This is a genomic window from Stutzerimonas sp. NM35, assembly GCF_054604355.1.
This window is the reverse complement of sequence record NZ_CM137728.1, coordinates 2,111,663-2,136,344: the sequence shown is the minus strand read 5'-3', so window position 1 is coordinate 2,136,344 and position 24,682 is coordinate 2,111,663. Positions and strand designations below refer to the sequence as shown.

The following is a 24,682-nucleotide window of genomic DNA, read 5'->3' as shown; positions in this document are numbered from 1 at the left end:
AAGACAAAACCGCAAACGCTTGTTCCGGTCATTTTCTTTAACCCTGTGCGGAGGTGAACGATGAAGCTCTATTACTACGACCACTGTCCATTCAGTGCCCGAGTACGCATGGCATTGAATCTGAAGGGGATCGAAGCCGAGTGCGTGGTGCTACCAGCCGATGACGAGCAGACCATCACCCATCTGATCGGCAAGCACCAGATACCGGTGCTGGTGCGCGATGACGACACGCCCATGGCCGACAGCATGGGCATCGTCAAATACCTCGATTATCTCGACGGCCAGCCCATGATCCAGGACCCGGATACCGCCGCAGTGAAGCAGTGGCTCGAGCCCTTTGTGCCGAACCTGCAATACCTCGGTTACCCGCGCTGGACGCAGATCGGTCTGGAGGAGTTCGCAAGCCCCTCGGCATACGCACATTTCCGCGAAAAGAAAACCGAAACCATCGGCGACTTCGACGAGGCGATGGCCAACACCGAGGCCAAGGCTCGCGAGGTCGAAGCACAACTGAAGCGCTTGCCGGAGATCATCGACCTGACACCGACCCTCGAGCATCCGCGCTGGGACGACGTCACGCTATTTCCCATGCTACGCAGCCTGAGCGTGGTGAAAGCCATCGAGTGGCCCGAGAAGGTGCGCGCCTACACCGTGGCCCAGGCCCAGCGCTGCGGACTCGACACCTTTTTCGACCGGGCGCTCTGAACACGTGCGACTGAGGGCGCGAACGGCTGCCGGGTGCGGAAAAAGGAGGCGCGCATTTACCGGGTTCGGCTCTTAATGATTTATCGCGCGTGCAGTACGGTGATTTGCACGAAGGCAAGATCATGCCAGACGAATATTTACATGAATATTAATGAGTTAAATGTTCATTAATATTCGTTGGTTTTATTAAAATCTAGGTTGCACACTTTCCAGGCTTGTTTGGTCGTCATTTCACGTGCCTGGCGTTTCCGGTCAGGAATGAGGTGACGAAGGATGATCTTCAACCTGCCTGGAATCGCCATGGTCGACGCTGCTTTTGATGAAACCGCCCCGACATACAACTACGAGGTCGTTCGGCGCTTCACGCTGATGACCCTGTTCTGGGGTGTTGTCGGGATGGGCATGGGCGCGGTCATCGCGGCCCAGCTGGTATGGCCCGAACTCAATTTGGGACTGCCCTGGACCAGTTTCGGACGCATTCGTCCGGTTCATACCAACCTGGTGATATTCGCCTTTGGCGGCGGTGCGCTGTTCGCCACCTCGTTTTACGTGGTGCAGCGCACCTGCAAGGCGCGGCTGATCTCCGATGGGCTGGCGAATTTCGTCTTCTGGGGCTGGCAGATCGCGATCGTGGCGATGCTGGTCAGCTATCCGCTGGGTTTCACCTCGTCCAAGGAGTACGCCGAAATGGAGTGGCCCATCGCCCTGTGGGTCACGCTGGTCTGGGTGGCTTATGCGTACCTTTTCTTCGGGACCATTGCGCGGCGCCGGATGCGACATATCTATGTCGCCAACTGGTTCTATGGCGCTTTCATCGTCGTCACGGCGATGGTGCATGTGATCAATCACGTCGCCATTCCGGTGACGCTGCTCAAGTCCTATTCTTACTATTCCGGGGCGACGGACGCGATGATCCAGTGGTGGTACGGGCACAGCGTGGTGGGCTTCATCCTGTCGGTGGGGTTCCTCGGGATGATGTATTACTTCGTGCCCAAACAGGCCGAACGCCCGGTGTATTCCTATCGTCTGTCCATCGTGCATTTCTGGGCGATCATCAGCCTTTATATCTGGGCCGGACCGCACCATCTGCATTACACCGCGCTGCCGGACTGGGCGCAGAGCCTGGGCATGGCGATGTCCGTCGTGCTGCTGGCGCCGAGCTGGGGCGGCATGATCAACGGCATGATGACGCTGTCCGGCGCCTGGCATAAGTTGCGCACCGATCCGATCCTGCGCTTCCTGGTGGTATCGCTGGCGTTCTACGGCATGTCCACCTTCGAGGGGCCGATGATGGCGATCAAGACCGTCAACGCGCTGTCCCACTACACCGACTGGACCATCGGTCACGTGCACGCCGGCGCGCTGGGTTGGGTGGCGATGATTTCCATCGGGACGCTCTATCACATGGTTCCCGCGCTCTGGGGGCAGGAGCGGATGTACAGCGTCCGGCTGATCAATGCGCATTTCTGGCTGGCGACCATCGGCACCGTCCTTTATATCGCCTCGATGTGGGTCAACGGCATCGCCCAGGGCCTGATGTGGCGGGCGGTCAATGATGACGGCACCCTGACCTATTCATTCGTCGAGGCGCTGGACGCCAGCCATCCAGGGTATGTGGTGCGGCTGGTCGGCGGCGGCACCTTCGTTCTGGGGATGCTGCTGATGGCCTACAACACCTGGCGGACTGTGCGCCAGGCGGCTCCCCGGCAGGTTCTAGAACCTCTGGAAGCGGGTGCGGCGGTATAGATAGAACGTTATCGGCACTGGACAGGCTTTGAGCGGGTCCCGGGATGCGCTGTGCGAAGCCTGCAGCGCAGCGGTGAGCGCCCATCGTGTGCTTTCCTTGTGCCAGGAAAATCAGTCGATTAGGATTCGCCGCCTGTCTGGCGCGTGAGTGTTCGAGTCGCGCGCCATCATCTCTGAAACGCACAAGCCCGGTCCGCGAATGGCCGGGCTTTTCTGTGCGGTTCGCATATTCCGGGCGGCTGGCCGCTTCCACTCCCGATCGTCAGGACGCCAATTTGAAAAGAAGTATTGTCATGCGCGAGCGTTTGCTGAGCGCGGAAAAGGTGAAGGCCATCGAGTGGCGGGACGGCCAGCTGAGCCTGATCGACCAGCGCCGGTTGCCGTTGGCCGAGGTGTGGCATACCTGTGAGTGCGCAGCCGCTGTGGCGACCGCCATTGACGAAGGGGTCGTGCGTGGCGCTGCATCAAGCGAGATCACGGCGGCCTATGGACTGCTGCTGGGGTTGCGTGCGCGGCTGGCCACAGGTGGCGATTGGCGTGCGGCGCTGGAAGAGGATGTTCAGGTGCTGGCTGCTGCGTGCCCGGCGTCGGTCGGTCCCTTCGGCGCGCTGAGCCGGATGCGCGAGCGGCTGGATCGTCTCAAGCCTGGCGAGGACCCTTTTGCCATCGCCGAGGAACAGGCGGCATCCATGCTGGCCAGTGATCGCGAAATCAACCTCGGCATGGCGCAGCAGGGGGGCGAGCTGATCCGCCGGCACCAGGGCAATCTGCAGAACCTGCTGACCCATTGCGGCAACGGTGCGCTGGCCACCGGCGGTTTCGGCACGGCGCTCGGCGTGATCCGCGCAGCGCATCTGGAAGGGCTGGTCGAACGGGTCTATGTCGATGAAACCCGCCCCGATCTGCAGGGCGCTCGGCTGACGGCCTGGGAGCTGGATGCCGAAGGCGTGCCGGTAACGCTGACTGTCGATTCATGCGCGGCACACCTGATGAAGACCCGTGGCATCACCTGGGTCATCGTCGGGGCGGAACGGATCGCCGCCAATGGCGACATTCTCGGCATGATTGGCACCTATCAGCTTTCCGTGCTCGCCATGCACCATGGGACGCGCTTCATGGTGGTGGCGCCGAGTTCGATCATCGACCTGGCACTGGAAAGCGGCGAGGAAATTGCCATCGAAGAGCGGGCTGGCAGCGAGTTGCTGGCGCTCGACGGTCAGCGTTTCGCCGCGGATGTCGAGGCATTCAACCCGGCCTTCGATGTGACACCCGCCGACCTGATCGACGCCATCATCACCGAAAAAGGCCTCGTCGAACGTCCCAATGCGGCGAAGATAGCGGCGTTGATGAGCCACAAGCGGCTGCATTAGCAGGCAAAAAAGCCGGGAAAAGCGGCTGGAGGCTGGGAAGCTGGACGAGTAGCGTCGATCGAGTGCTTTCTTCGTTAAGCCTCCAGCCTCCAGCGCCTCTCTGCCTTGTGATAACATTCCGCGCTTAATCGCAGGACCCTGCTGACTATAAGGAACCAGGCTTCCATGGGCGAACTGGCCAAAGAAATCCTCCCGGTCAATATCGAAGACGAACTCAAGCAGTCCTACCTCGATTACGCAATGAGCGTAATCGTCGGGCGGGCGCTGCCCGATGCGCGCGACGGCTTGAAGCCCGTGCATCGTCGTGTGCTTTTTGCCATGAGCGAGCTGGGTAACGACTGGAACAAGCCGTACAAGAAATCGGCCCGTGTGGTCGGTGACGTGATCGGTAAATACCACCCTCACGGCGACTCGGCGGTTTACGACACCATCGTCCGTATGGCTCAGCCGTTCTCGCTGCGCTACCTGCTGGTCGACGGCCAGGGCAACTTCGGTTCGGTAGATGGCGACAGCGCCGCGGCCATGCGTTACACCGAAGTGCGCATGGCCAAGCTGGCTCACGAGCTGCTGGCCGACCTGCACAAGGAAACCGTGGATTGGGTGCCGAACTACGACGGCACCGAGCAGATTCCGGCGGTCATGCCGACCAAGATCCCGAACCTGCTGGTCAACGGTTCCAGCGGTATCGCGGTGGGCATGGCGACCAACATCCCGCCGCACAACCTGGGTGAAGTCATCGACGGTTGCCTGGCGTTGATCGCCAATCCGGATATCAGCATCGACGAACTGATGGCCCATATTCCCGGTCCGGATTTCCCCACCGCCGGCATCATCAATGGTCGCGCCGGCATCATTGAGGCCTACCGCACCGGTCGCGGTCGCATCTACATGCGCGCCCGCTCGACCATCGAGGACATCGACAAGGTGGGTGGCCGTCAGCAGATCGTCATCACCGAGCTGCCGTACCAGCTGAACAAGGCGCGGCTGATCGAGAAGATCGCCGAGCTGGTGAAAGAGAAGAAGCTCGAAGGCATCACCGAGCTGCGCGACGAGTCCGACAAGGACGGCATGCGCGTCGTCATCGAGCTGCGCCGCGGCGAAGTGCCGGAAGTCATTCTCAACAACCTCTATGCGCAGACCCAACTGCAGAGCGTGTTCGGCATCAACGTGGTGGCGCTGGTCGATGGCCAGCCGCGTACGCTGAACCTCAAGGAGCTGCTGGAAGCCTTCGTTCGCCACCGCCGTGAGGTGGTGACGCGGCGTACGGTATTCGAGCTGCGCAAGGCGCGTGAGCGTGGGCACATCCTCGAAGGGCAGGCGGTTGCGCTGTCCAATATCGATCCGGTCATCGCCCTGATCAAGGCCTCGCCGACCCCGGCCGAAGCCAAGGATGCGCTGATCGCCACGGCCTGGGAGTCCAGTGCGGTGGAGTCGATGGTCGAGCGTGCCGGCGCCGACTCCTGCCGTCCCGAAGACCTCGATCCGCAGTACGGGCTGCGCGACGGTCGCTACTACCTGTCGCCGGAGCAGGCTCAGGCCATCCTCGATCTGCGCCTGCACCGCCTGACCGGTCTCGAGCACGAGAAGCTGCTGAGCGAATACCAGGAAATCCTGACCCAGATCGGCGAGCTGATTCGCATCCTGACCAGCCCTGTGCGTCTGATGGAAGTCATCTGCGAGGAGCTGGAAGGCGTCAAGGCCGAGTTCGGCGATGCACGTCGCACCGAGATTCTCGAAGCGCGTCTGGATCTGACCCTGGCCGACCTGATCACCGAAGAAGAGCGCGTCGTCACCATTTCCCACGGTGGCTATGCCAAGTCGCAACCCCTGGCGGCCTATCAGGCGCAGCGCCGGGGCGGTCGCGGCAAGGCGGCAACCGGCGTCAAGGAAGAGGATTACGTCGAGCATCTGCTGGTCGCCAACAGCCACGCCACGCTGTTGCTGTTTTCCAGCAAGGGCAAGGTGTACTGGCTCAAGACCTACGAAATCCCCGAGGCGTCGCGTACTTCGCGTGGCCGTCCGCTGGTGAATCTGCTGCCACTGGATGACGGCGAAAGCATCACCGCGATGCTGCAGATCGACATCGAGGCGGCGCGTCAGCAGTTGCATGAGGACGATGACGTCGAAGATGCGGAAATCATCGGCGAAAGCGATGAGACGCAAGAGTCGCTCGACGGCGAGGAAGCCGATGATTCGGTGGACGAGCCTACCGGCACCTATATCTTCATGGCGACCGCCAAGGGCACCGTGAAGAAGACCCCGCTGTCGCAGTTCAGCCGTCCGCGCAGCGTCGGCCTGATCGCGCTCGGCCTGGAAGAGGGCGACACCCTGATCGCCGCTGCGATTACCGATGGCGCCCGCGAAGTCATGCTGTTCTCCGATGGCGGCAAGGTCATCCGCTTCAAGGAAAAACACGTGCGCACCATGGGCCGTACCGCCCGTGGCGTCCGCGGCATGCGCCTGCCGGAAGGTCAGCGCCTGATTTCCATGCTGATTCCGGAACCCGAGGCGCAGATTCTTACTGCCAGCCTCAATGGCTATGGCAAGCGCACGGTGATCGACGAGTTCCCGCGGCGCGGTCGTGGTGGTCAGGGCGTGATCGCCATGGTCACCAATGAGCGCAACGGGCCTCTGGTCGGCGCGGTGCAGGTGCAGTCTGGCGAGGAAATCATGCTGATTTCCGACCAGGGCACGCTGGTGCGTACCCGTGTCGATGAGGTCTCATCGCTGGGCCGCAATACCCAGGGCGTGACACTGATCAAGCTGGCCAAGAACGAGCATCTGGTCAGTCTCGAGCGTGTTCAGGAACCTTCCGAGGAGGAGGTGCTTGAAGAGATCGAGGCGAGTCTGGATGACGAGGCGCTAGAAAAGGAAATGCCTGTCGTCAGCACCGAACCCGATGAAGACGAACTGCTCGGTGGTGGCGGTGATGTGCCGCCTGATGTAGTGCCGACCGACGACGAGAACTGATTCGCGCGAAGGCGAGGTCGCAAGGCCTCGCCTTCGTTGCGGATTGCCCGTGCCGCTGGGCCGAAAGCATTGCAAGCGCTGGCCCTTGGCCTTCAGGCGACGGGCGGAGCGAACATGGTATCGACCGTTTTTGAGAGAACGAAGATGAGCAAACGCGCCTTTAACTTCTGCGCCGGCCCCGCCGCGCTGCCCGAAGCGGTGTTGCAACGCGCCCAGGCCGAACTGCTGGACTGGCAGGGTCGTGGTCTGTCGGTGATGGAAATGAGTCATCGCAGCGACGCATACGTAGCGATAGCCGAGAAGGCCGAGCAGGACCTGCGCGACCTGCTGGCGATCCCGTCGAACTACAAGGTGCTGTTCCTGCAGGGCGGCGCGAGCCAGCAGTTCGCCGAGATTCCGTTGAACCTGCTGCCCGAGGACGGCATCGCCGATTACGTCGACACCGGCATCTGGTCGCGCAAGAGCATCGAGGAAGCGCGGCGCTTCGGCAACGTCAACCTGGCCGCCAGCGCCAAGCCTTACGACTACTTCGCCATTCCGGGGCAGAACGAGTGGCAACTGAGCGACAACGCCGCCTACCTGCATTACGCCAGCAACGAGACCATCGGCGGGCTGCAGTTCGACTGGGTGCCGGACCTCGGTGACACGCCACTGGTGGTCGACATGTCCTCGGACATCCTGTCGCGTCCCATCGACGTCTCGAAGTTCGGCCTGATCTACGCCGGCGCGCAGAAGAACATCGGCCCTTCCGGGCTGGTGGTGGTGATCGTCCGTGAAGACCTGCTCGGCAAGGCGCGCTCCAGTTGCCCGACGATGCTCGATTACAAGATCGCCGCCGACAACGGCTCGATGTACAACACGCCGGCGACCTTTTCCTGGTATCTGTCGGGACTGGTCTTCGAGTGGCTCAAGGAGCAGGGTGGCGTCGAAGCGATGGAGCAGCGCAACCGCGCCAAGAAGGAGCTGCTCTACGGTGTCATCGACGCCAGCGAGTTCTACACCAACCCGATTGCCGTGAATGCCCGCTCCTGGATGAACGTGCCGTTCCGTCTGGCTGACGAGCGTCTGGACAAGACCTTCCTGGCTGGCGCCGATGCGCGCGGTCTGCTCAACCTGAAAGGCCATCGTTCGGTCGGCGGCATGCGTGCTTCCATCTATAACGCGGTGGGTCTGGATGCCGTCGAAGCGCTGGTCGCCTACATGGCCGAATTCGAGAAGGAGCACGGCTGATGAGTGAAGCCGATCAGCTCAAGGCCCTGCGCGTACGCATCGACAATCTGGACGAGCGGATTCTCGACCTGATCAGCGAACGTGCGCGTTGTGCCCAGGATGTGGCGCGGGTCAAGACCGCGTCGCTGGCCGAGGGTGAGGAGGTGGTGTTCTATCGCCCCGAGCGCGAGGCGCAGGTGCTCAAGCGCATCATGGAGCTGAACAGGGGGCCGCTGGACAATGAAGAAATGGCGCGTCTGTTCCGCGAGATAATGTCCTCCTGTCTGGCCCTGGAGCAGCCGTTGCGAGTCGCCTATCTCGGTCCGGAGGGCACCTTCTCGCAAGCGGCGGCGCTCAAGCATTTCGGTCAGTCTGTGGTCAGCAAGCCGATGGCGGCCATCGACGAGGTGTTCCGCGAAGTGGTCGCCGGCGCGGTGAACTTCGGCGTGGTGCCGGTGGAAAACTCCACCGAGGGTGCGGTCAACCACACCCTGGACAGCTTCCTCGAACATGACATCGTCATCTGCGGTGAAGTCGAGCTGCGCATCCACCACCACCTGCTGGTGGGCGAAACGACCAAGACCGATCGCATCACCCGCATCTATTCCCACGCACAATCACTCGCGCAGTGCCGCAAGTGGCTGGACGCGCACTACCCGAATGTCGAGCGCGTGGCGGTATCGAGCAATGCCGACGCCGCCAGACGGGTAAAGAGCGAGTGGAACTCGGCGGCCATCGCCGGCGACATGGCGGCACAGCTGTACGGGCTGACCAAGCTGGCGGAAAAGATCGAGGATCGCCCGGACAACTCCACGCGCTTTCTGATCATCGGCAGCCAGGAAGTGCCGCCGACCGGCGACGACAAGACCTCGATCATCGTCTCCATGCGCAACAAGCCGGGCGCGCTGCATGAACTGCTGATGCCGTTCCATGCCAACGGCATCGACCTGACCCGCATCGAAACCCGCCCGTCGCGCAGCGGCAAGTGGACCTATGTGTTCTTCATCGACTGCATCGGCCATCACCAGGACCCGCTGATCAGGGACGTGCTGGAAAAGATCGGCAACGAAGCCGTGGCGCTCAAGGTGCTGGGGTCGTACCCGAAAGCCGTGCTGTAAGCACGGCTTTGGCTGGAGGCTTGAGGCTGAAGGCTCGACGATAAGTATGGTGCGCTGTTGAAGGCAAGCGTGCCGATGAACATGAGGGTGGGCTTGAGGCTGATCGTCCAGCCTCAAGCCTACAGCCTCAAGCGCCGGCTCAGCCGGCTGTGAGCGGAGCTGAACATGAGTGCCGATTTCCTCGCCCTGGCCGTACCGGGCGTACAAAAACTGTCTCCTTACGTGATCGGCAAGCCGATCGATGAGCTGGCGCGTGAGTTGGGTATCGATCCGGCGCAGATCGTCAAACTGGCCAGCAATGAAAATCCGCTTGGCCCGAATCCTCGCGTGCTGGAAGCGATTGCCGCCGAGCTGCCCGAGCTGACGCGTTATCCCGATGGCAGTGGCTACCGGCTGAAAGCCAAGCTGGCCGAGCGTTTCGGCCTCAAGCCCGAGCAGATCACCCTGGGCAATGGTTCCAACGATATCCTCGATCTGGTCGCGCGCTGCTGGCTGGCACCGGGCCGCAATGCGGTGTTCAGTGCTCATGCCTTTGCTGCCTATCCGCTGTGCACGCAAGCCGCGGGTGCCGAAAGCCGCGTGGTGTCGGCCATCGACTACGGTCACGACCTGAACGGCATGCTCGACGCCATCGACGAGCAGACCGGCGTGGTCTTCGTCGCCAATCCGAACAACCCCACGGGCACCTGGTTCGGCCCGCAGGCGCTGGAGGCTTTCCTCGACCGCGTTCCTGCGAGCGTTCTGGTGGTGCTGGACGAGGCCTATATCGAGTTCACCGAGGGCGACGAATTGCCCAACGGCCTAAACTACCTGGATCGCTATCCCAACCTGCTGGTGTCGCGCACGTTGTGCAAGGCCTACGGCCTGGCGGGGCTGCGGGTCGGTTACTCGGCCTCGTCGCCGCAGATTGCCGATGTGCTCAACCGGGTGCGCCTGCCATTCAACGTCAACAGCCTCGCCCTGACGGCGGCCTGCGTTGCGCTGGACGATGAGGACTATCTGGCCGAAGGGCGGCGGGTGAACCGTGCCGGCATGGCGCAGCTGGAAAACGGCCTGCGCGAGCTGGGGCTGGAGTGGATTCCTTCGCGGGGCAATTTCCTGGCAGTCGATCTGGGGCGCGATGCGGCGCCTATCAATGCCGGACTGCTGCGCGAGGGTGTCATCGTCCGACCGATTGCCGGTTACGGCATGCCGACCTTCCTGCGGGTTTCCATCGGCACCGAAACGGAAAATGCCCGCTTCCTCGAAGCCTTGCGTGTAGTGCTCGATCAGTGACCCGGGGCCTCAGCTTGCAACAACAGAAACCTGTCGTCGATCGCCTGGTGGTGATCGGGCTTGGCCTGATTGGCGGCTCGTTCGCCAAGGGGCTGCGCGAGCAGAGGCTGTGCAACGAGGTGGTGGGTTTCGATCCGAATGCCAACAGCCGCCAGCTGGCCGTCGAGCTGGGTGTGGTGGATCGTTGCGCCGAGACGCTGGAGGAGGCGTGCCGTGGCGCCAGCGTGATCCAGCTGGCCGCGCCGATCCTGGCGATGGAAAAACTGCTGGAACAGTTGTCGCAACTGGAGCTGGGCGATGCGGTCCTGACCGATGTCGGCAGCGCCAAGGGCAATCTGGTGCGCTGTGCGACGCGAGCGTTCGGCGCCATGCCGGCGCGTTTCGTGCCGGGCCATCCCATCGCGGGTTCCGAGCGCAGTGGCATCAGCGCCGCCGATGCTTCGCTGTTCCGGCGGCACAAGGTAATCCTGACGCCCGTGGCCGGCACCGATCCGCAGGCGCTGGCGCTGGTCGATCAATTATGGACGGCGCTGGGCGCGTCTGTCGAGCACATGGAAGTCGCCCACCATGACGAGGTGCTGGCGGCCACCAGTCATCTGCCGCACCTGCTGGCGTTCGGGCTGGTGGATTCGCTGGCCAAACGTCATGAGAATCTGGAGATCTTTCGTTATGCTGCCGGCGGTTTTCGCGATTTCACCCGCATAGCGGGCAGCGATCCGGTGATGTGGCACGACATCTTCCTGGCCAATCGTGAAGCGGTGCTGGCTACCCTGGATGATTTTCGTACCGACCTCGACGCCCTGCGCGCCGCAGTCGATGAAGGAGACGGGCATACACTGCTGGGCGTATTCACGCGCGCCAGGGCTGCCCGGGAACATTTCAGCAAAATACTGGCTCGCAGAGCCTATGTGGACGTTATGCATTCCAATGACCTGATCTTCCTCGCCAACCCTGGCGGCAGCCTGACTGGCCAGTTGCGTGTGCCAGGCGACAAATCCATTTCCCACCGCTCGATCATGCTCGGCTCGCTGGCCGAAGGCACCACCGAGGTCGAGGGCTTTCTCGAAGGCGAAGACGCGCTGGCCACCATCCAGGCCTTCCGCGACATGGGCGTGGTCATCGAAGGGCCGCACCAGGGCCGCGTGACCGTGCATGGCGTCGGCCTGCACGGCCTGAAGACGCCGCCCGGTCCGATCTATCTGGGCAACTCCGGCACCTCCATGCGCCTGCTGGCCGGCTTGCTCGCCGCGCAGCCGTTCGATACCACGCTGACCGGCGATGCCTCGCTCTCCAAGCGACCGATGAACCGCGTCGCCAACCCCTTGCGCGAGATGGGCGCGATCATCGAAACCGCCGCCGAGGGCCGTCCGCCGCTGACCATCCGTGGTGGCCAGAAGCTGTCCGGCATGCATTACGACATGCCCATGGCCAGCGCCCAGGTCAAATCCTGCCTGCTGCTCGCCGGGCTCTATGCTGCAGGCCGGACGTCAGTGACCGAGCCTGCGCCCACCCGCGACCACACCGAGCGTATGCTCCAGGGCTTCGGCTATCCGGTTCTGGTGGAAGGCAGCACCGCAACCGTCGAACCGGGCCACACGCTGAGCGCCACGCAGATCGAAGTACCGGCCGATATCTCGTCCGCCGCCTTCTTCATGGTCGCTGCCAGTATTGCCGAGGGGTCGGATGTCACTCTGGAACATGTGGGCATCAACCCCACGCGCACCGGCGTGATCGACATCCTCAAGCTGATGGGCGCCAACATCGAGCTGACCAATCAGCGTGAAGTGGGTGGCGAGCCGGTGGCCGACATTCGTGTGCGGGCCGCGCAGCTCAGGGGCATCGAGATTCCCGAAGCGCTGGTGCCGCTGGCCATCGACGAATTCCCGGTGCTGTTCATCGCCGCCGCCTGCGCCGAAGGCCGCACGCTGCTGCGTGGCGCCGAGGAACTGCGGGTCAAGGAATCGGATCGTATCCAGGTGATGGCCGACGGTTTGCAGACCCTGGGCGTCAAGGCCGAGCCGACGCCCGACGGCATCGTCATCGACGGTGGCCCCATGGGCGGCGGTGAAGTCTGGGCGCATGGCGACCATCGCATCGCCATGTCATTCAGCGTTGCGGCACTGCGCGCCAGTGCGCCGATCCGCATCCACGATTGCGCCAACGTCGCGACTTCGTTCCCCAATTTCCTGGTACTGGCCGGGCGCGCGGGCATGCGGGTTGCCGTGGAGGAGGCTTCATGATCAGGCAGGTTCCGGTCATTACCATCGACGGCCCGAGCGGTTCGGGCAAAGGCACGGTCGCGGCTTTGCTTGCCGGCAAGCTGGGCTGGAATTTTCTCGATTCCGGCGCGCTGTATCGCTTGCTTGCCTTCGCCGCTCGCAACCACTGCGTCGATCTGACCAACGAGGAAGCCCTCAAGGCACTGGCCGCCCATCTGGATGTGCAGTTCGGTGCGGCGCAGGATGGGCATGGCATGCGCATCGTGCTCGAAGGCGAAGACGTCACCGAGGCCATCCGCAACGAGGTCGTCGGTGCCGGGGCTTCCCAGGTCGCAGCCCTGCCGGTGGTGCGTGAAGCCCTGCTGCAGCGGCAGAAGGCTTTTCGTGAGGCACCCGGGCTGGTGGCCGATGGTCGGGACATGGGAACGGTGGTTTTCCCCGATGCTACGCTGAAGATATTCCTCACCGCCAGCGCCGAGGAAAGGGCGCGTCGGCGCTTCCTGCAGTTGAAGGCCAAGGGCGATGATGTTAACCTCGCGAGTCTTCTCGACGAGATACGGGCGCGCGATGAGCGCGATACCCAGCGTGCAGTGGCGCCGCTGAAGCCGGCAGACGATGCCATCCAGCTGGATTCCACTGCACTGTCCATCGAGCAGGTATTGGGACAGATTCTGAGCGAAGTCGACAAGCGCGATTTCGCCTGATGATCAGGCGTCGAAAGGCGTCTCAGCGGCCTGATTCAGGGCCGTCAACAAGGAGGCATGTGGGAGACCAGGTCCAGTCCCGCAGGCCTTTTTTTATATGAATGAACCCACGTTATCTGGGGCGTGGAGATTGGGCGGATTCTCGCCTGAAAACAGCAGGAATAAACATGAGCGAAAGCTTTGCAGAACTTTTTGAAGAAAGCCTGAAATCCCTCGACATGCAGCCGGGCGCCATCATCACCGGCATCGTGGTCGACATCGATGGTGACTGGGTCACCGTCCATGCCGGTCTGAAGTCCGAGGGCGTCATCCCGGTCGAGCAGTTCTACAACGAGCAGGGCGAGCTGACCATCAGCGTGGGTGACGAAGTTCACGTTGCGCTGGACGCGGTTGAAGATGGCTTCGGTGAGACCAAGCTGTCCCGCGAGAAAGCCAAGCGTGCCGAGTGCTGGATTGTTCTGGAAGCGGCTTTCGCAGCTGAGGAAGTGGTCAAGGGCGTTATCAACGGTAAGGTTAAGGGCGGCTTCACGGTCGACGTTAACGGCATCCGTGCGTTCCTGCCAGGTTCCCTGGTCGATGTCCGTCCGGTGCGTGATACCACTCACCTGGAAGGCAAGGAACTCGAGTTCAAGGTCATCAAGCTCGACCAGAAGCGCAACAACGTTGTCGTTTCCCGTCGCAGCGTCCTGGAAGCCGAGAACAGCGCCGAGCGCGAAGCGCTGCTGGAATCGCTGCAGGAAGGCCAGCAGGTCAAGGGTATCGTCAAGAACCTCACCGACTACGGCGCATTCGTCGATCTGGGCGGCGTGGACGGCCTGCTGCACATCACCGACATGGCCTGGAAGCGCATCAAGCATCCTTCCGAGATCGTCAACGTCGGCGACGAGATCGACGTCAAGGTGCTGAAGTTCGACCGCGAGCGCAACCGCGTCTCCCTGGGTCTGAAGCAGTTGGGCGAAGATCCATGGGTTGCCATCAAGGCCCGTTACCCGGAAAACACCCGCGTCATGGCCAAGGTCACCAACCTCACCGACTACGGCTGCTTCGCCGAGCTGGAAGAGGGCGTGGAAGGCCTGGTGCACGTCTCCGAAATGGACTGGACCAACAAGAACATCCACCCGTCGAAGGTCGTACAGGTCGGCGACGAAGTGGAAGTCATGGTTCTGGACATCGACGAAGAACGTCGTCGTATCTCCCTGGGCATCAAGCAGTGCAAGTCCAACCCATGGGAAGACTTCTCCGGCCAGTTCAACAAGGGCGACCGTATCTCCGGCACCATCAAGTCGATCACCGATTTCGGTATCTTCATTGGTCTGGACGGCGGCATCGACGGTCTGGTTCACCTGTCCGACATCTCCTGGAACGAAGTCGGTGAAGAAGCCGTGCGTCGCTTCAAGAAGGGCGACGAGCTGGATACCGTCATCCTGTCGGTCGATCCGGAGCGCGAGCGCATCTCCCTGGGCATCAAGCAGCTGGAAGACGATCCGTTCTCCAACTACGCCGCCGTCAACGACAAGGGCAGCATCGTTCGTGGCACCGTGAAGGAAGTTGACGCCAAAGGCGCCATCATCGATCTGGGCAACGATATCGAAGCCACGCTGAAAGCCTCCGAAATCAGCCGCGACCGCGTTGAAGATGCGCGCAACGTGCTGAAGGAAGGCGAAGAAGTCGAAGCCAAGATCATCAGCATCGACCGCAAGAGCCGCGTCATCAGCCTGTCCATCAAGTCGAAAGACGTCGAGGACGAGAAAGACGCAATGAAGGAACTGCGTACCAAGCAGGACGTAGAACCTTCCGCCGGCCCGACCACCATTGGTGATCTGATCCGCGCACAGATGGAAAACCAGAACTGAGTTCTGATTCCAGCTGAATGAAAAAGGGCGAACTTCGGTTCGCCCTTTTTTGTGCCTGGGATTTCTTGCGTGCGCAGTGGTCTTTAGTTGCGGTGGGCGAGGTTGGTTAGGGCCTGATTGACCGCCAGCCAGCCGCTGACGGCTTCTTCGCCCACCTCGTTGAAGGCCTTCTCGATAAGGCGTATCTGTTCCCGGCGCAGCGCCTGCTCCAGTTTTGCGCCTTCCCTGGTGAAGCGCAGCATGCGTTTGCGCTTGTCGTCCTCGGCAGTGAGACTCTCCACCAGATGCATCTCGATGAGTTGGCGCAGCGGGGTGTTCAACGCCTGTTTGCTGACCCCCAGGTAGCCGAGCAACTGCTTGACGCTCAGGTCGGGGTAGCTGGCGATGAAGAACAGGATGCGGTGGTGCACGCGGGACAGGCCGCGGCGTGCGAGCATCTCGTCCGGCTTGGCGGTGAACGCCTGATAGCCGAGAAAGAAACGCTCCATGATCAGGCGCTGATCGCTGCTTTTTTTTAGGTCAGGCATATTGACGTATTTGTTGGAGTGGGCGTAATTTCGGTCAAGTAGTTTGACTTATTTCTCTCGCCTTCGCATCCGGTACCCCAATGGCCTTCTCCGAACGCATCGACCGCCTGAAAAGCTCGCTCATCCGTGAAATCCTCGCTGCGGCGCAGCGCCCCGAGGTGATGTCTTTCGCCGGTGGCTTGCCGGCTGCGGCGATGCTGCCCAGCATCGAGTGGACGGATATGCCGGTGGACATGGGGCAATACGGGATGAGCGAGGGCGAGCCGGCACTGCGCGAAGCCATCGCCGCCGAGGCACGCGAGCGAGGCGTACCCTGTAGTGCGGAGCAGGTGCTGATCGTCAGTGGCTCGCAGCAGACGCTCGATCTGGCGGCCAAGCTGTTCATCGATCCGGGCACCGAAGTGCTGCTCGAGGCACCGACCTACCTGGCGGCGCTGCAGGCGTTCCAGCTGTTCGGCGCCGACTGCCTGGCGGTGCCGCAAGAGGACGATGGTCCGCAGTTGCAGGTCTTGCGCGAGCGACTGGAGCGTCACAAGCCGGCCTTCGCCTATCTGATCCCGACGTTTCAGAATCCGTCCGGGGTGCGTTACAGCGAAGAGAAGCGCGATGTCGTTGCGGCCTTGCTCGACGAGTTCGGTGTGACCTTGATCGAGGACGAGCCCTACCGTGAGCTGGTTTTCGATGAGGAACTCGCACGGCCTATTGCAGGCCGCTTGCGAAGCGCCAGCTGGATCTATACCGGCACGGTGTCCAAGACGCTGCTGCCGGGGCTGCGCGTCGGTTACCTGATCGCAACGCCCGACCTGTTTCCCTATCTGTTGCGCCTGAAGCAGTCGGCGGATCTGCATACCAACCGTGTTGGCCAGTGGCAGGCCCTGCAGTGGCTGGGCAGTGAGCGCTACCGCGAGCATCTGGCCGAGCTGCGCGGCTTCTACCGGTTACGCCGCGATGCCATGCAGGCAGCGCTGAGCGAGCATTTCGTCGATCTTGCCCAGTGGCAGCTTCCCCAGGGTGGCTTGTTCTTCTGGTTGAAATTGAATCAGCCCGTGGATACGCGCACGCTGCTCGATGCAGCGTTGGAGCAGGATGTGGTGTTCATGCCCGGCGAGCCTTTCTTCGTGAATCCTGACTGCAACCTGGGCTATTTGCGGCTTAACTTCAGCCACGTGGCACCGGAGCGGCTGGCTGAAGGGATATGCCGCCTGGCAGCTGTGGTTCGTCAGGCATCTACCGCCGAAGCGGCCTAGCTTCGACGTGCACTCATAGGGGCGAATGAAATGTACAAGGTTTACGGCGACTATCGTTCCGGCAACTGCTACAAGGTCAAGCTCATGCTGCACTTGCTTGAGCAACCTTATGAGTGGGTGCCGGTGAATATCCTGCGCGGTGAAACGCGCGAAGAGGCGTTTCTCAAGCTTAACCCCAACGGCAAGATACCGGTTTTGCAATTGGAGGATGGCTCCTGCCTCTGGGAGTCGAACGCCATCCTCAACTTTCTCGCTGAGGGCAGCGAATTTCTACCGGGCGAGGCGCGACTGCGTACCCAGGTGCTGCAGTGGCAGTTTTTCGAGCAGTACAGTCACGAGCCGTTTCTGGCGGTTGCCAGGTACATCAAAGTGCATCTCGGTATGCCGGAAGAGCGTCGTGAAGAATATGAGGCCAAGCGCTACGATGGCTATCACGCGCTGAACGTGATGGAGCAGCAATTGCTGCGCACCCCGTACCTGGTGGGTGAGCACTATTCGATTGCAGATGTGGCGTTGTATGCCTATACCCACGTCGCCGAGGAGGGTGGTTTCGAACTGGAAGGCTATCCGGCAATCCGCACCTGGTTGCAGCGAGTTGCGAGCCATCCGCGACATGTGGGCATGTTCGATTAAAGGTAAAAGACGATAAAAGCGCTGGAGGCTGGAAGGCTGGACGAGAAAAGCCGATTAAGAGCGCTGGAAGCTGGAAGGCTGGACGGAAAAGCTTGACGGAGTTTTGGCATTAGGCCGCACGCTGTCCAGCCTCCAGCCTCCAGCCTCCAGCCTCCAGCCTCCAGCCTCCAGCCTCCAGCCTCCAGCCTCCAGCCTCCATTATCTGACCAGGCCGAGAAACTCGCTGCGGGTGGCGGGGTTTTCGCGGAACTGGCCGAGCATCACCGAGGTGACCATCGAGGAGTTCTGCTTTTCCACGCCGCGCATCATCATGCACATGTGCTGTGCTTCGATCACCACGGCAACGCCCCAGGCGCCGGTTACTTGCTGAATTGCTTCGGCGATTTCGCGGGTGAGGTTTTCCTGAATCTGCAGGCGTCGGGCATACATGTCGACGATCCGCGCAACCTTGGACAGGCCCAGCACCTTGCCGTTGGGCAGATAGGCGACATGTGCCTTGCCAATGAACGGCAGCATGTGATGTTCGCACAGCGAGTACAGCTCGATGTTCTTCACCAACACCATTTCGCTGTTGTCGGAGCTGAACAGGGCGTCGTTGGTGACTTCCTCCAGCGTCTGCTGGTAGCCCTTGCAAAGGTACTGCATGGCTTTGGCGGCGCGCTTGGGTGTATCGAGCAGCCCCTCGCGGTTGACGTCCTCGCCGAGTTGACCAAGGATCGCGGTGTAATGTTGTTCCAGTGACATTGAGCTACCTGTGGGCTTCATGTGAGCGCAAGCGCGAAGGGTAGGACGCACCCGCCGCGCTGGCAAGGGGAAAAACCAGCGGCGGGCCGCAAGCCATATGCCGCAAGAGGAGACATGAGGCTCATTCACTGGAAGCTTGAGAGTCTTTACTCGTCTCGTCCGTCGAGCATGGTTCGCTTGAGCAACAGGTAGATCGCGCCAGTACCGCCGTGGCGGGGCAGGCATGAGGTGAAGCCGAGCACCTGGGGATGCTGACGAAGCCAGGTATTCACATGGCTTTTGATGAGAGGCCGCCTGCCATCGATGCGTGCGGCCTTGCCGTGCGTGACGCGCACGCAACGGATTTCGAACTTGCCGGCTTCGGCGAGAAAATCCCAGAGCAGCTCGCGCGCCTTTTCCACGCTCAGCCCATGCAGGTCGAGGCTGCCCTCGAAGGGGATCTGACCGGCCTTGAGCTTGCGTATCTGGCTTTCCTGCACGCCGTCGCGCGCCCAGTAGAGCTCGTCTTCAGCGGCCACGTCGATGACAAATTGATCGGACAGACCATCGATGCGGGTTTCATCGTTGCTGATGCTGGCATTCGCTCGACGGGTGGCGATCTGGGCCTTGTTGCTGCGTGGTTTGCCGGTGTCGGCCCGATCGTGTTCGATGGGTTTGACGCCGCGAACTGCTGCTTTGAAAAGGGAAAAATCGTCTTCTTGCATGCTGCCTCCGCATTTGCCGGCAATTTTATCCCAGGGGTTGGCCGTATGGCACTTGAGATTCGGTCGTTGGCCTTTGCAGATGCAGAAGGTGGACGCTCTCAGCGTTTCCTGCCGAGGCGAGGCGACAGGCTGATGCTGCCCGGGCCGTAGAAGCGGCGGCGTACCCGACGCCTGACAAGCAATCCAATCCAGAGCATAACCAGCCCCGGTAGCAGCGAGGCGATCGCCGTTTCAGGATCAAGCGTCAGACTGCCAAGGGTATCGTTGTTGCCAAGCAGGGATGCGGCACCCGCAAGTGCCAGAAGCATGCCGAGAATGATCAGCAGCAGACCGAGAAGCATGCCGATGCGTGAGCGCCATCGCCGTGGTTCGCGTGGCCGGAGGCGGCGCGCATCGAAGCTATCGGTCAGTTTCATTTCGGTTACCTCTCAGGGGCAGGGCTGTGACCGAGGAAGCCCGGCCAGGTTCACTTGCCCGTCAGGTACGTTTTCCGATTCGATTCAGGCCAACGCTCCGGCATCGGCCACGCAGACAGCGAAATTGTCGGCAAGGATGGTCATTTCCATGCGGTGCACCTGTTCGGCATCGATCGAGCCATCGCCCATTGGCAGGTCGCGGGTGGCGCAGGCCTTGTCGACCAGGGTGCAGCGGTAGCCGTAGTCCTTGGCGGCGCGGACGGTGGTGCTGACGCTGGAGTGAGTCATGAAACCGCAAACGACAAGATCGAGGCGGCCATGCTGCTGCAGCAGTTCATGCAACTGCGTGCCGGCAAAGGCATTGGGGAGCGTTTTGCCTATCACGCCTTCGCCGGCCAGAGGGGCTGCTTCCGGCATGATCTGGCCGCGCAGGCCTTGAGGATCGAACAGGCCGCCAGTGATGCCCAGGTGGTGGACATGCACGATGGGCGTGCCGTTTTTACGGGCAAGCGCCAGCAAGCGGGTAATTTCCTCGAGCGCCGGCGCCAGGTTCGGCAGGGCCATCGCTCCAGTGCGATATTCCTCTTGCGCGTCGATAACCACGAGCGTCGCGTTGGCCAGAGTCGCCGGTGCATAACTGCGGCCACTGAGCTGTAGCAAGGTCTGTGGCTTGGACATGACTGACTCCTTGTTGTGTGAGGGGCCTGATTGTGGCCTCAGATGACGGATATGTGAACCGTCGAAACCCATGATTCGCTCGCTGAATGGATCTTATCCTGGCGATAGGCCAGCGCCGATGGCGAGCAGAAGGCTGAGAAACCTTGCACACTATCGGCTAAACTTTCGCACTTTTGACCGGAGATGCCGACGTGACCGCTTCGCCTTCCCGATTGCGTACGCTGCGCGATTACATACGCTGGGCCGTCAGCCATTTTCATGCCGAACAGCTGTTCCACGGTCATGGCACTGACAATGCCTGGGATGAGGCGCGTCAGTTGGTACTGGGTGCGCTGCATTTGCCTTGGGAAATTGCCGACAGTTACCTCGATTGCCGCCTGGAGGATGATGAACGCGAGCACCTCCAGAACCTGCTGCGACGGCGTATCGAGGAGCGCGTGCCCACCGCCTACCTGCTTGGGCAAACCTGGTTCTGTGGCCTGCCGTTCATCGTCGATGAGCGTGTGCTGATTCCCCGTTCACCCATCGGCGAGCTGATCGAGCGGCGTTTCGAGCCCTGGCTGGCGCAGAAACCGGCGCGCATTCTGGATATGTGCACCGGCTCGGGTTGCATCGGCATTGCCTGCGCCTATGAGTTCCTCGATGCCGAAGTGGTGCTGGCGGATATTTCCTTCGAAGCGCTCGAAGTGGCCAACCGCAACATCGAGCATCATGGTCTGGACGAGCGTGTCTATACGGTGCAGGGCGATGGTTTCGAGGGCTTGCCTGGGCAACGCTTCGATCTGATCGTGTCCAACCCGCCCTATGTGGATGCGGAGGACTTCGCCGATATGCCCGATGAATATCATCATGAGCCTGTGCTGGGGCTGGCCTGCGGTAGCGATGGTCTGGATCTGGTGCGGCGGATGCTGGCCGAGGCGGCGGATCACCTGACCGATAGCGGCAGCCTGATCGTCGAGGTTGGCAATAGCCAGGTGCACGTCAAGGCGCTTTACCCGGAGGTGGACTTCACCTGGCTGGAATTCGCCGAGGGCGGGCATGGGGTGTTTCTACTGGCGGCAAGCCAGTGTCGTGAGCATCAGGCGCTATTTCGCGAACGCAGCAGGCCCTGAGCGGCAGTGCTTTCAGCGGGTCGCGATCCAGATCAGCAGGCCCGCCTGAAACAGTGAAAAGGCGATCAGGCAGGCGATGGTGAAGCGTAGCGTGCCGTCTTCGCGACGAAACCGGTTGAGCCGTTCCTGAATGTCGCGAATGGTGTTTTCCTGTTCGAGCAGGTTGCGGTCGGCCTGTTCGAGCATGGCCGCGGCATCGGTCAGCTCGATGATCTGTACTTTCTCGGCGTTCCAGTCGGGGCGCAGCGTGCTGACGCGCGGCACGCTGTAGAGCGCCTTGAGCTGCTGTGAATCGGGGTAGGTCACGTCGAGGCCCTGGCTCTGTAGGCAATGATCCCGCCGCAGACGCATATCGTCGTTGGCTACATCCCCCGCAGGCAGGACGCCCTCTTTGACCAGGTAGTGCGCCCAGCGTTTCTGCGCCCAGAGCGCGCCCTGGGCCAGCAGAAAGCGTCCGAGGCCACGATTGCTCGGCTCAAGATGCAGACCCGAGTCCGGGCCGAAGCGCAGCTCCTTGGCTTCATGATCCACCCAGATTTCCAGCACATTGTACTTTTTAGACAGGACCTGGCCTGGAAGCCTGATGCTGAGCTTCAGCAGGCTCAGTTGCCGTGAATGCCGTTCGATCTGCCCCAGTTCGACGAAGCGTAGCGGGCGTGCACCGCTGTCACTGTCGGTCGGCAACGGCGCCAGGCGCAGCAGGCGAAAGCGATCCGGTGCGAGTTCTTCCCAGGGATGAGATTGCGGCGAATCAGGCGCCTTGGCGTCGCTATCGGTCGGTGCTGTGCTGTCGGTCATTATGGCGTCCGTGGCCTTGTGGGTATCAGTCGTTACTGACGGGTTAAAGGCCGTAGAAAAACTACCTGCGTGGCAAGACTTCATTTTTCAACGGCTTGTTAAAGTGCGTGTCGGCTGTCGACCTGTCAACTGAAGGGTAGCGATGTGCCATAAACGCTTGCGGAAAGTGGCGTCGGCATCGGACACGACGAAATACGCAGCGGCTCGGGTATACTTTGCGCCCTTTGTTCAGGTCGATCGCGGAGCTCCCTGCATGTCCGGCAACACATACGGCAAGCTGTTCACCGTCACCACCGCTGGCGAGAGCCATGGGCCGGCGCTGGTCGCCATCGTCGATGGCTGCCCGCCGGGGCTGGAGCTGTCTGTGCAAGACCTGCAGCGTGACCTCGACCGGCGCAAGCCCGGCACCAGTCGTCACACCACCCAGCGCCAGGAAGCCGATGAAGTCGAAATCCTGTCGGGGGTTTTCGAGGGGCGTACCACGGGTTGCCCGATTGGCCTGTTGATCCGCAATACCGACCAGAAGTCCAAGGACTATTCGGCGATCAAGGATCAGTTCCGCCCGGCCCATGCCGATTACAGCTACCACCACAAATATGGCGTTCGCGACTACCGTGGTGGCGGTCGCAGCTCCGCGCGCGAGACGGCCATGCGCGTCGCCGCCGGTGCAATCGCCAAGAAATACCTGGCGAGCCTGGGCATCCAGGTGCGTGGCTACATGAGCCAGCTGGGGCCAATCGAGATTCCGTTCAAGACATGGGATTCGGTGGAGCAGAACGCCTTCTTCAGCCCTGATCCGGACAAGGTGCCCGAGCTGGAGACCTACATGGATCAGCTGCGCCGTGACCAGGATTCGGTCGGCGCGAAGATCACCGTGGTGGCCGAGGGCGTACCGCCGGGGCTGGGTGAGCCGATCTTCGATCGCCTGGATGCCGAGCTGGCCCATGCGCTGATGAGCATCAATGCGGTCAAGGGCGTGGAGATCGGCGCCGGTTTCGCCAGCATCGCCCAGCGCGGCACCGAACATCGTGACGAACTGACGCCGGAAGGCTTTCTGTCCAACCAGGCCGGTGGCATTCTCGGCGGGATTTCGTCCGGCCAGCCGATCATTGCCCACCTGGCGCTCAAGCCCACGTCGAGCATCACCACGCCGGGCCGTTCCATCGACACCCAAGGTAATCCGGTGGAGGTCATCACCAAGGGCCGTCACGACCCCTGCGTCGGCATCCGCGCCACGCCTATCGCCGAGGCGATGATGGCCATCGTGCTGCTGGATCATCTACTGCGCCACCGTGGGCAGAATGCCGATGTGCAGGTAACGACGCCGGTGTTGGGGCAGGCCTGACGGTCGACGCCTGTGGCGTGAAGGCTGGACGCTGGAGGGCTGGACAGTACAAGCCGCTTTTTCGTCCAGCGTTCAGCCTCCAGCTTTCAGCGAAATGGCAGATCGCATGTCCTTACAGCTACCCTACTGGCGCCTCTCGGGCTTCTACTTCTTCTATTTCGCGCTGCTTGGCGCGGCGGCGCCGTTTTTCGGTTTGTATTTCGCCCACCTCGGCTTTTCCGCCGAGCGCATCGGCGAGCTGGTGGCGATTCCCATGCTGATGCGCTGCCTGGCGCCGAACCTGTGGGGCTGGCTGGGGGATGCGACGGGGCAGCGGCTGGCTATCGTGCGCCTCGGGGCGCTGTGCACGCTGCTGTCGTTCGGGCTGATCTTCTTCGACAAGAGCAACGCTTGGCTGGTACTGGTGATGGCCCTACATGCGTTCTTCTGGCATGCGGTGCTGCCGCAGTTCGAGGTGATCACTCTGGCGCATCTGCGCGAACAGGCGGCGCGCTACAGCCAGATTCGCCTGTGGGGCAGCATCGGTTTCATCGTTACGGTGGTGGGGCTGGGCATGCTGTTCGAGCGACTCAGCCTGGATGTTTACCCGGTGGCGATCATGGTGATCATGGCAGGCATCGTCCTCAGCAGCGTCTGGGTGCCCAATGCGCAGCCCGAACAGCGACCGGAAGCCGCCGGGCAGGGCGGTTTCCTGCGTCAGCTGCGCCGCCCCGGCGTGCTGGCGTTCTATGCCTGTGTCGGTCTGATGCAGGTCAGCCACGGACCTTACTACACCTTTTTCAGCATCCACCTGGAAGCGCTCGGCTATGATCGAGGCACCATCGGCCTGCTCTGGGCCTTGGGCGTGATCGCCGAGATTCTGGTGTTCCTGGTGATGACGGCATTGCTCAAGCGCTTTTCCCTGCGCCAGGTGCTGGTGGCGAGCTTCCTGCTGGCGGCGCTGCGCTGGCTGCTGCTGGGAACGCTGGCCGATCACCTCGTCGTGCTGCTGCTCGCGCAACTGATGCATGCAGCCACCTTCGGCAGCTTCCATGCCGCCGCGGTGCATTTCGTCCAGCGCAGTTTCGGTCATCGCCAGCAGGGGCAGGGCCAGGCCCTGTATGCGACGCTGGCCGGTATCGGTGGCGCGCTGGGGGCGTTGTATTCAGGTTACAGCTGGACCAGTCTGGGGCCGGTCTGGGTCTTTGCCATCGCCAGTCTGGCGGCCCTGGCCGCAGCCGTTATCATGGCCACCCCTGTGCAGGGCAGTCGGGCATGACCGCCAACGGCTGCCGCCCTGCCAACGAATCATCGATCAGATACCGGGTCA

The 24,682-nt window shown here is 61.8% G+C and carries 21 protein-coding genes; 15 read left to right on the top strand and 6 right to left on the bottom strand.

What is annotated here, in order from left to right; genetic code table 11:
• Positions 1 to 60: 60 nt before the first annotated feature.
• From grxB to rpsA, 10 genes are all read left to right on the top strand, one after another.
• Positions 61 to 705, top strand: coding sequence for a glutaredoxin 2 (grxB, locus tag ACYCFC_RS09995; RefSeq protein ID WP_459653871.1), 645 nt, complete (start codon positions 61 to 63; stop codon positions 703 to 705).
• A 300-nt stretch (positions 706 to 1,005) separates the two neighbouring features.
• Positions 1,006 to 2,451, top strand: a complete 1,446-nt coding sequence (gene ccoN / locus ACYCFC_RS09990) for a cytochrome-c oxidase, cbb3-type subunit I (RefSeq protein WP_181086754.1) — start codon at positions 1,006 to 1,008, stop codon at positions 2,449 to 2,451.
• 293 nt (positions 2,452 to 2,744) lie between these two features.
• On the top strand, positions 2,745 to 3,821 hold the full coding sequence (gene mtnA, locus ACYCFC_RS09985; protein WP_459653870.1) for an S-methyl-5-thioribose-1-phosphate isomerase: 1,077 nt from the start codon (positions 2,745 to 2,747) through the stop codon (positions 3,819 to 3,821).
• A 165-nt stretch (positions 3,822 to 3,986) separates the two neighbouring features.
• Positions 3,987 to 6,791 carry a DNA gyrase subunit A gene (gene gyrA / locus ACYCFC_RS09980; RefSeq protein WP_459653869.1) on the top strand — a complete coding sequence of 935 codons (2,805 nt, stop codon included), beginning with the start codon at positions 3,987 to 3,989 and terminating at the stop codon, positions 6,789 to 6,791.
• Between the two features lie 144 nt (positions 6,792 to 6,935).
• A complete protein-coding gene (gene serC / locus ACYCFC_RS09975) occupies positions 6,936 to 8,021 on the top strand; it encodes a 3-phosphoserine/phosphohydroxythreonine transaminase (RefSeq protein WP_459653868.1) in 1,086 nt (361 codons plus the stop codon).
• Positions 8,021 to 9,118 (top strand): prephenate dehydratase, encoded by a 1,098-nt coding sequence (gene pheA / locus ACYCFC_RS09970; protein WP_181086728.1) that lies wholly within the window; start codon positions 8,021 to 8,023, stop codon positions 9,116 to 9,118. The genes serC and pheA overlap by 1 nt, the downstream gene beginning before the upstream one ends.
• Before the next feature lie 165 nt (positions 9,119 to 9,283).
• Complete coding sequence (gene hisC, locus ACYCFC_RS09965; protein WP_459653867.1) at positions 9,284 to 10,393, top strand: histidinol-phosphate transaminase; 1,110 nt, start codon at positions 9,284 to 9,286, stop codon at positions 10,391 to 10,393.
• Positions 10,394 to 10,407: 14 nt separating this feature from the next.
• Positions 10,408 to 12,633, top strand: coding sequence for a bifunctional prephenate dehydrogenase/3-phosphoshikimate 1-carboxyvinyltransferase (locus tag ACYCFC_RS09960; protein ID WP_459653866.1), 2,226 nt, complete (start codon positions 10,408 to 10,410; stop codon positions 12,631 to 12,633).
• Positions 12,630 to 13,316, top strand: coding sequence for a (d)CMP kinase (gene cmk, locus ACYCFC_RS09955; RefSeq protein WP_459653865.1), 687 nt, complete (start codon positions 12,630 to 12,632; stop codon positions 13,314 to 13,316). Before ACYCFC_RS09960 ends, cmk begins: the two co-directional genes overlap by 4 nt.
• Before the next feature lie 167 nt (positions 13,317 to 13,483).
• Positions 13,484 to 15,169 (top strand): 30S ribosomal protein S1, encoded by a 1,686-nt coding sequence (gene rpsA / locus ACYCFC_RS09950; protein WP_181086732.1) that lies wholly within the window; start codon positions 13,484 to 13,486, stop codon positions 15,167 to 15,169.
• Positions 15,170 to 15,252: 83 nt separating this feature from the next.
• On the opposite strand, the gene ACYCFC_RS09945 is transcribed toward rpsA, so the two are convergent.
• Positions 15,253 to 15,696 (bottom strand): MarR family winged helix-turn-helix transcriptional regulator, encoded by a 444-nt coding sequence (locus tag ACYCFC_RS09945; RefSeq protein WP_058074906.1) that lies wholly within the window; start codon positions 15,694 to 15,696, stop codon positions 15,253 to 15,255.
• Between the two features lie 80 nt (positions 15,697 to 15,776).
• On the opposite strand from ACYCFC_RS09945, the gene ACYCFC_RS09940 reads away from it, so the two are divergent.
• Together ACYCFC_RS09940 and ACYCFC_RS09935 are read left to right on the top strand one after the other, a co-directional pair.
• On the top strand, positions 15,777 to 16,943 hold the full coding sequence (locus ACYCFC_RS09940) for an aminotransferase-like domain-containing protein (protein ID WP_459653864.1): 1,167 nt from the start codon (positions 15,777 to 15,779) through the stop codon (positions 16,941 to 16,943).
• Between the two features lie 30 nt (positions 16,944 to 16,973).
• A complete protein-coding gene (locus tag ACYCFC_RS09935; protein ID WP_181086735.1) occupies positions 16,974 to 17,576 on the top strand; it encodes a glutathione S-transferase family protein in 603 nt (200 codons plus the stop codon).
• A gap of 198 nt (positions 17,577 to 17,774) precedes the next feature.
• Here the strand turns inward: ACYCFC_RS09935 and folE are convergent, their stop codons facing one another.
• The 4 genes from folE to ACYCFC_RS09915 form a co-directional block, all read right to left on the bottom strand.
• Positions 17,775 to 18,320 carry a GTP cyclohydrolase I FolE gene (gene folE / locus ACYCFC_RS09930; RefSeq protein ID WP_459653863.1) on the bottom strand — a complete coding sequence of 182 codons (546 nt, stop codon included), beginning with the start codon at positions 18,318 to 18,320 and terminating at the stop codon, positions 17,775 to 17,777.
• 146 nt (positions 18,321 to 18,466) lie between these two features.
• Complete coding sequence (locus tag ACYCFC_RS09925) at positions 18,467 to 19,024, bottom strand: Smr/MutS family protein (protein ID WP_459653862.1); 558 nt, start codon at positions 19,022 to 19,024, stop codon at positions 18,467 to 18,469.
• 98 nt (positions 19,025 to 19,122) lie between these two features.
• The gene (locus ACYCFC_RS09920; RefSeq protein ID WP_459653861.1) at positions 19,123 to 19,440 is read right to left on the bottom strand and encodes a hypothetical protein; all 318 of its coding nucleotides are present in this window, start codon (positions 19,438 to 19,440) and stop codon (positions 19,123 to 19,125) included.
• Positions 19,441 to 19,524: 84 nt separating this feature from the next.
• Positions 19,525 to 20,118: a cysteine hydrolase family protein gene (locus ACYCFC_RS09915; protein ID WP_181086739.1), complete on the bottom strand. Its 594-nt coding sequence runs from the start codon at positions 20,116 to 20,118 to the stop codon at positions 19,525 to 19,527.
• A gap of 191 nt (positions 20,119 to 20,309) precedes the next feature.
• On the opposite strand from ACYCFC_RS09915, the gene prmB reads away from it, so the two are divergent.
• Entirely contained in the window at positions 20,310 to 21,230 is a 921-nt protein-coding gene (gene prmB / locus ACYCFC_RS09910; RefSeq protein ID WP_459653860.1) for a 50S ribosomal protein L3 N(5)-glutamine methyltransferase, read from the top strand.
• A gap of 12 nt (positions 21,231 to 21,242) precedes the next feature.
• Here the strand turns inward: prmB and ACYCFC_RS09905 are convergent, their stop codons facing one another.
• Positions 21,243 to 22,028 (bottom strand): hypothetical protein, encoded by a 786-nt coding sequence (locus tag ACYCFC_RS09905; protein ID WP_459653859.1) that lies wholly within the window; start codon positions 22,026 to 22,028, stop codon positions 21,243 to 21,245.
• A gap of 253 nt (positions 22,029 to 22,281) precedes the next feature.
• Here ACYCFC_RS09905 and aroC point away from each other — a divergent pair, with 253 nt between their 5' ends.
• Positions 22,282 to 23,373, top strand: a complete 1,092-nt coding sequence (gene aroC, locus ACYCFC_RS09900) for a chorismate synthase (protein WP_459653858.1) — start codon at positions 22,282 to 22,284, stop codon at positions 23,371 to 23,373.
• Positions 23,374 to 23,479: 106 nt separating this feature from the next.
• A complete protein-coding gene (locus tag ACYCFC_RS09895) occupies positions 23,480 to 24,631 on the top strand; it encodes an MFS transporter (RefSeq protein WP_459653857.1) in 1,152 nt (383 codons plus the stop codon).
• Positions 24,632 to 24,682 lie beyond the last annotated feature (51 nt).

What these genes read in the sequence shown, in the direction of transcription:
- hisC (WP_459653867.1), top strand. Translation starts at nt 9,284, where the DNA reads ATGAGTGCCGATTTCCTCGCCCTGGCCGTACCGGGCGTACAAAAACTG.
- folE (WP_459653863.1), bottom strand. Translation starts at nt 18,320, where the DNA reads ATGTCACTGGAACAACATTACACCGCGATCCTTGGTCAACTCGGCGAG.
- serC (WP_459653868.1), top strand. Translation starts at nt 6,936, where the DNA reads ATGAGCAAACGCGCCTTTAACTTCTGCGCCGGCCCCGCCGCGCTGCCC.
- rpsA (WP_181086732.1), top strand. Translation starts at nt 13,484, where the DNA reads ATGAGCGAAAGCTTTGCAGAACTTTTTGAAGAAAGCCTGAAATCCCTC.
- ACYCFC_RS09925 (WP_459653862.1), bottom strand. Translation starts at nt 19,024, where the DNA reads ATGCAAGAAGACGATTTTTCCCTTTTCAAAGCAGCAGTTCGCGGCGTC.
- aroC (WP_459653858.1), top strand. Translation starts at nt 22,282, where the DNA reads ATGTCCGGCAACACATACGGCAAGCTGTTCACCGTCACCACCGCTGGC.
- ccoN (WP_181086754.1), top strand. Translation starts at nt 1,006, where the DNA reads ATGGTCGACGCTGCTTTTGATGAAACCGCCCCGACATACAACTACGAG.
- ACYCFC_RS09920 (WP_459653861.1), bottom strand. Translation starts at nt 19,440, where the DNA reads ATGAAACTGACCGATAGCTTCGATGCGCGCCGCCTCCGGCCACGCGAA.
- pheA (WP_181086728.1), top strand. Translation starts at nt 8,021, where the DNA reads ATGAGTGAAGCCGATCAGCTCAAGGCCCTGCGCGTACGCATCGACAAT.
- grxB (WP_459653871.1), top strand. Translation starts at nt 61, where the DNA reads ATGAAGCTCTATTACTACGACCACTGTCCATTCAGTGCCCGAGTACGC.
- ACYCFC_RS09895 (WP_459653857.1), top strand. Translation starts at nt 23,480, where the DNA reads ATGTCCTTACAGCTACCCTACTGGCGCCTCTCGGGCTTCTACTTCTTC.
- ACYCFC_RS09905 (WP_459653859.1), bottom strand. Translation starts at nt 22,028, where the DNA reads ATGACCGACAGCACAGCACCGACCGATAGCGACGCCAAGGCGCCTGAT.
- ACYCFC_RS09940 (WP_459653864.1), top strand. Translation starts at nt 15,777, where the DNA reads ATGGCCTTCTCCGAACGCATCGACCGCCTGAAAAGCTCGCTCATCCGT.
- ACYCFC_RS09935 (WP_181086735.1), top strand. Translation starts at nt 16,974, where the DNA reads ATGTACAAGGTTTACGGCGACTATCGTTCCGGCAACTGCTACAAGGTC.
- gyrA (WP_459653869.1), top strand. Translation starts at nt 3,987, where the DNA reads ATGGGCGAACTGGCCAAAGAAATCCTCCCGGTCAATATCGAAGACGAA.
- ACYCFC_RS09945 (WP_058074906.1), bottom strand. Translation starts at nt 15,696, where the DNA reads ATGCCTGACCTAAAAAAAAGCAGCGATCAGCGCCTGATCATGGAGCGT.
- mtnA (WP_459653870.1), top strand. Translation starts at nt 2,745, where the DNA reads ATGCGCGAGCGTTTGCTGAGCGCGGAAAAGGTGAAGGCCATCGAGTGG.
- cmk (WP_459653865.1), top strand. Translation starts at nt 12,630, where the DNA reads ATGATCAGGCAGGTTCCGGTCATTACCATCGACGGCCCGAGCGGTTCG.
- ACYCFC_RS09915 (WP_181086739.1), bottom strand. Translation starts at nt 20,118, where the DNA reads ATGTCCAAGCCACAGACCTTGCTACAGCTCAGTGGCCGCAGTTATGCA.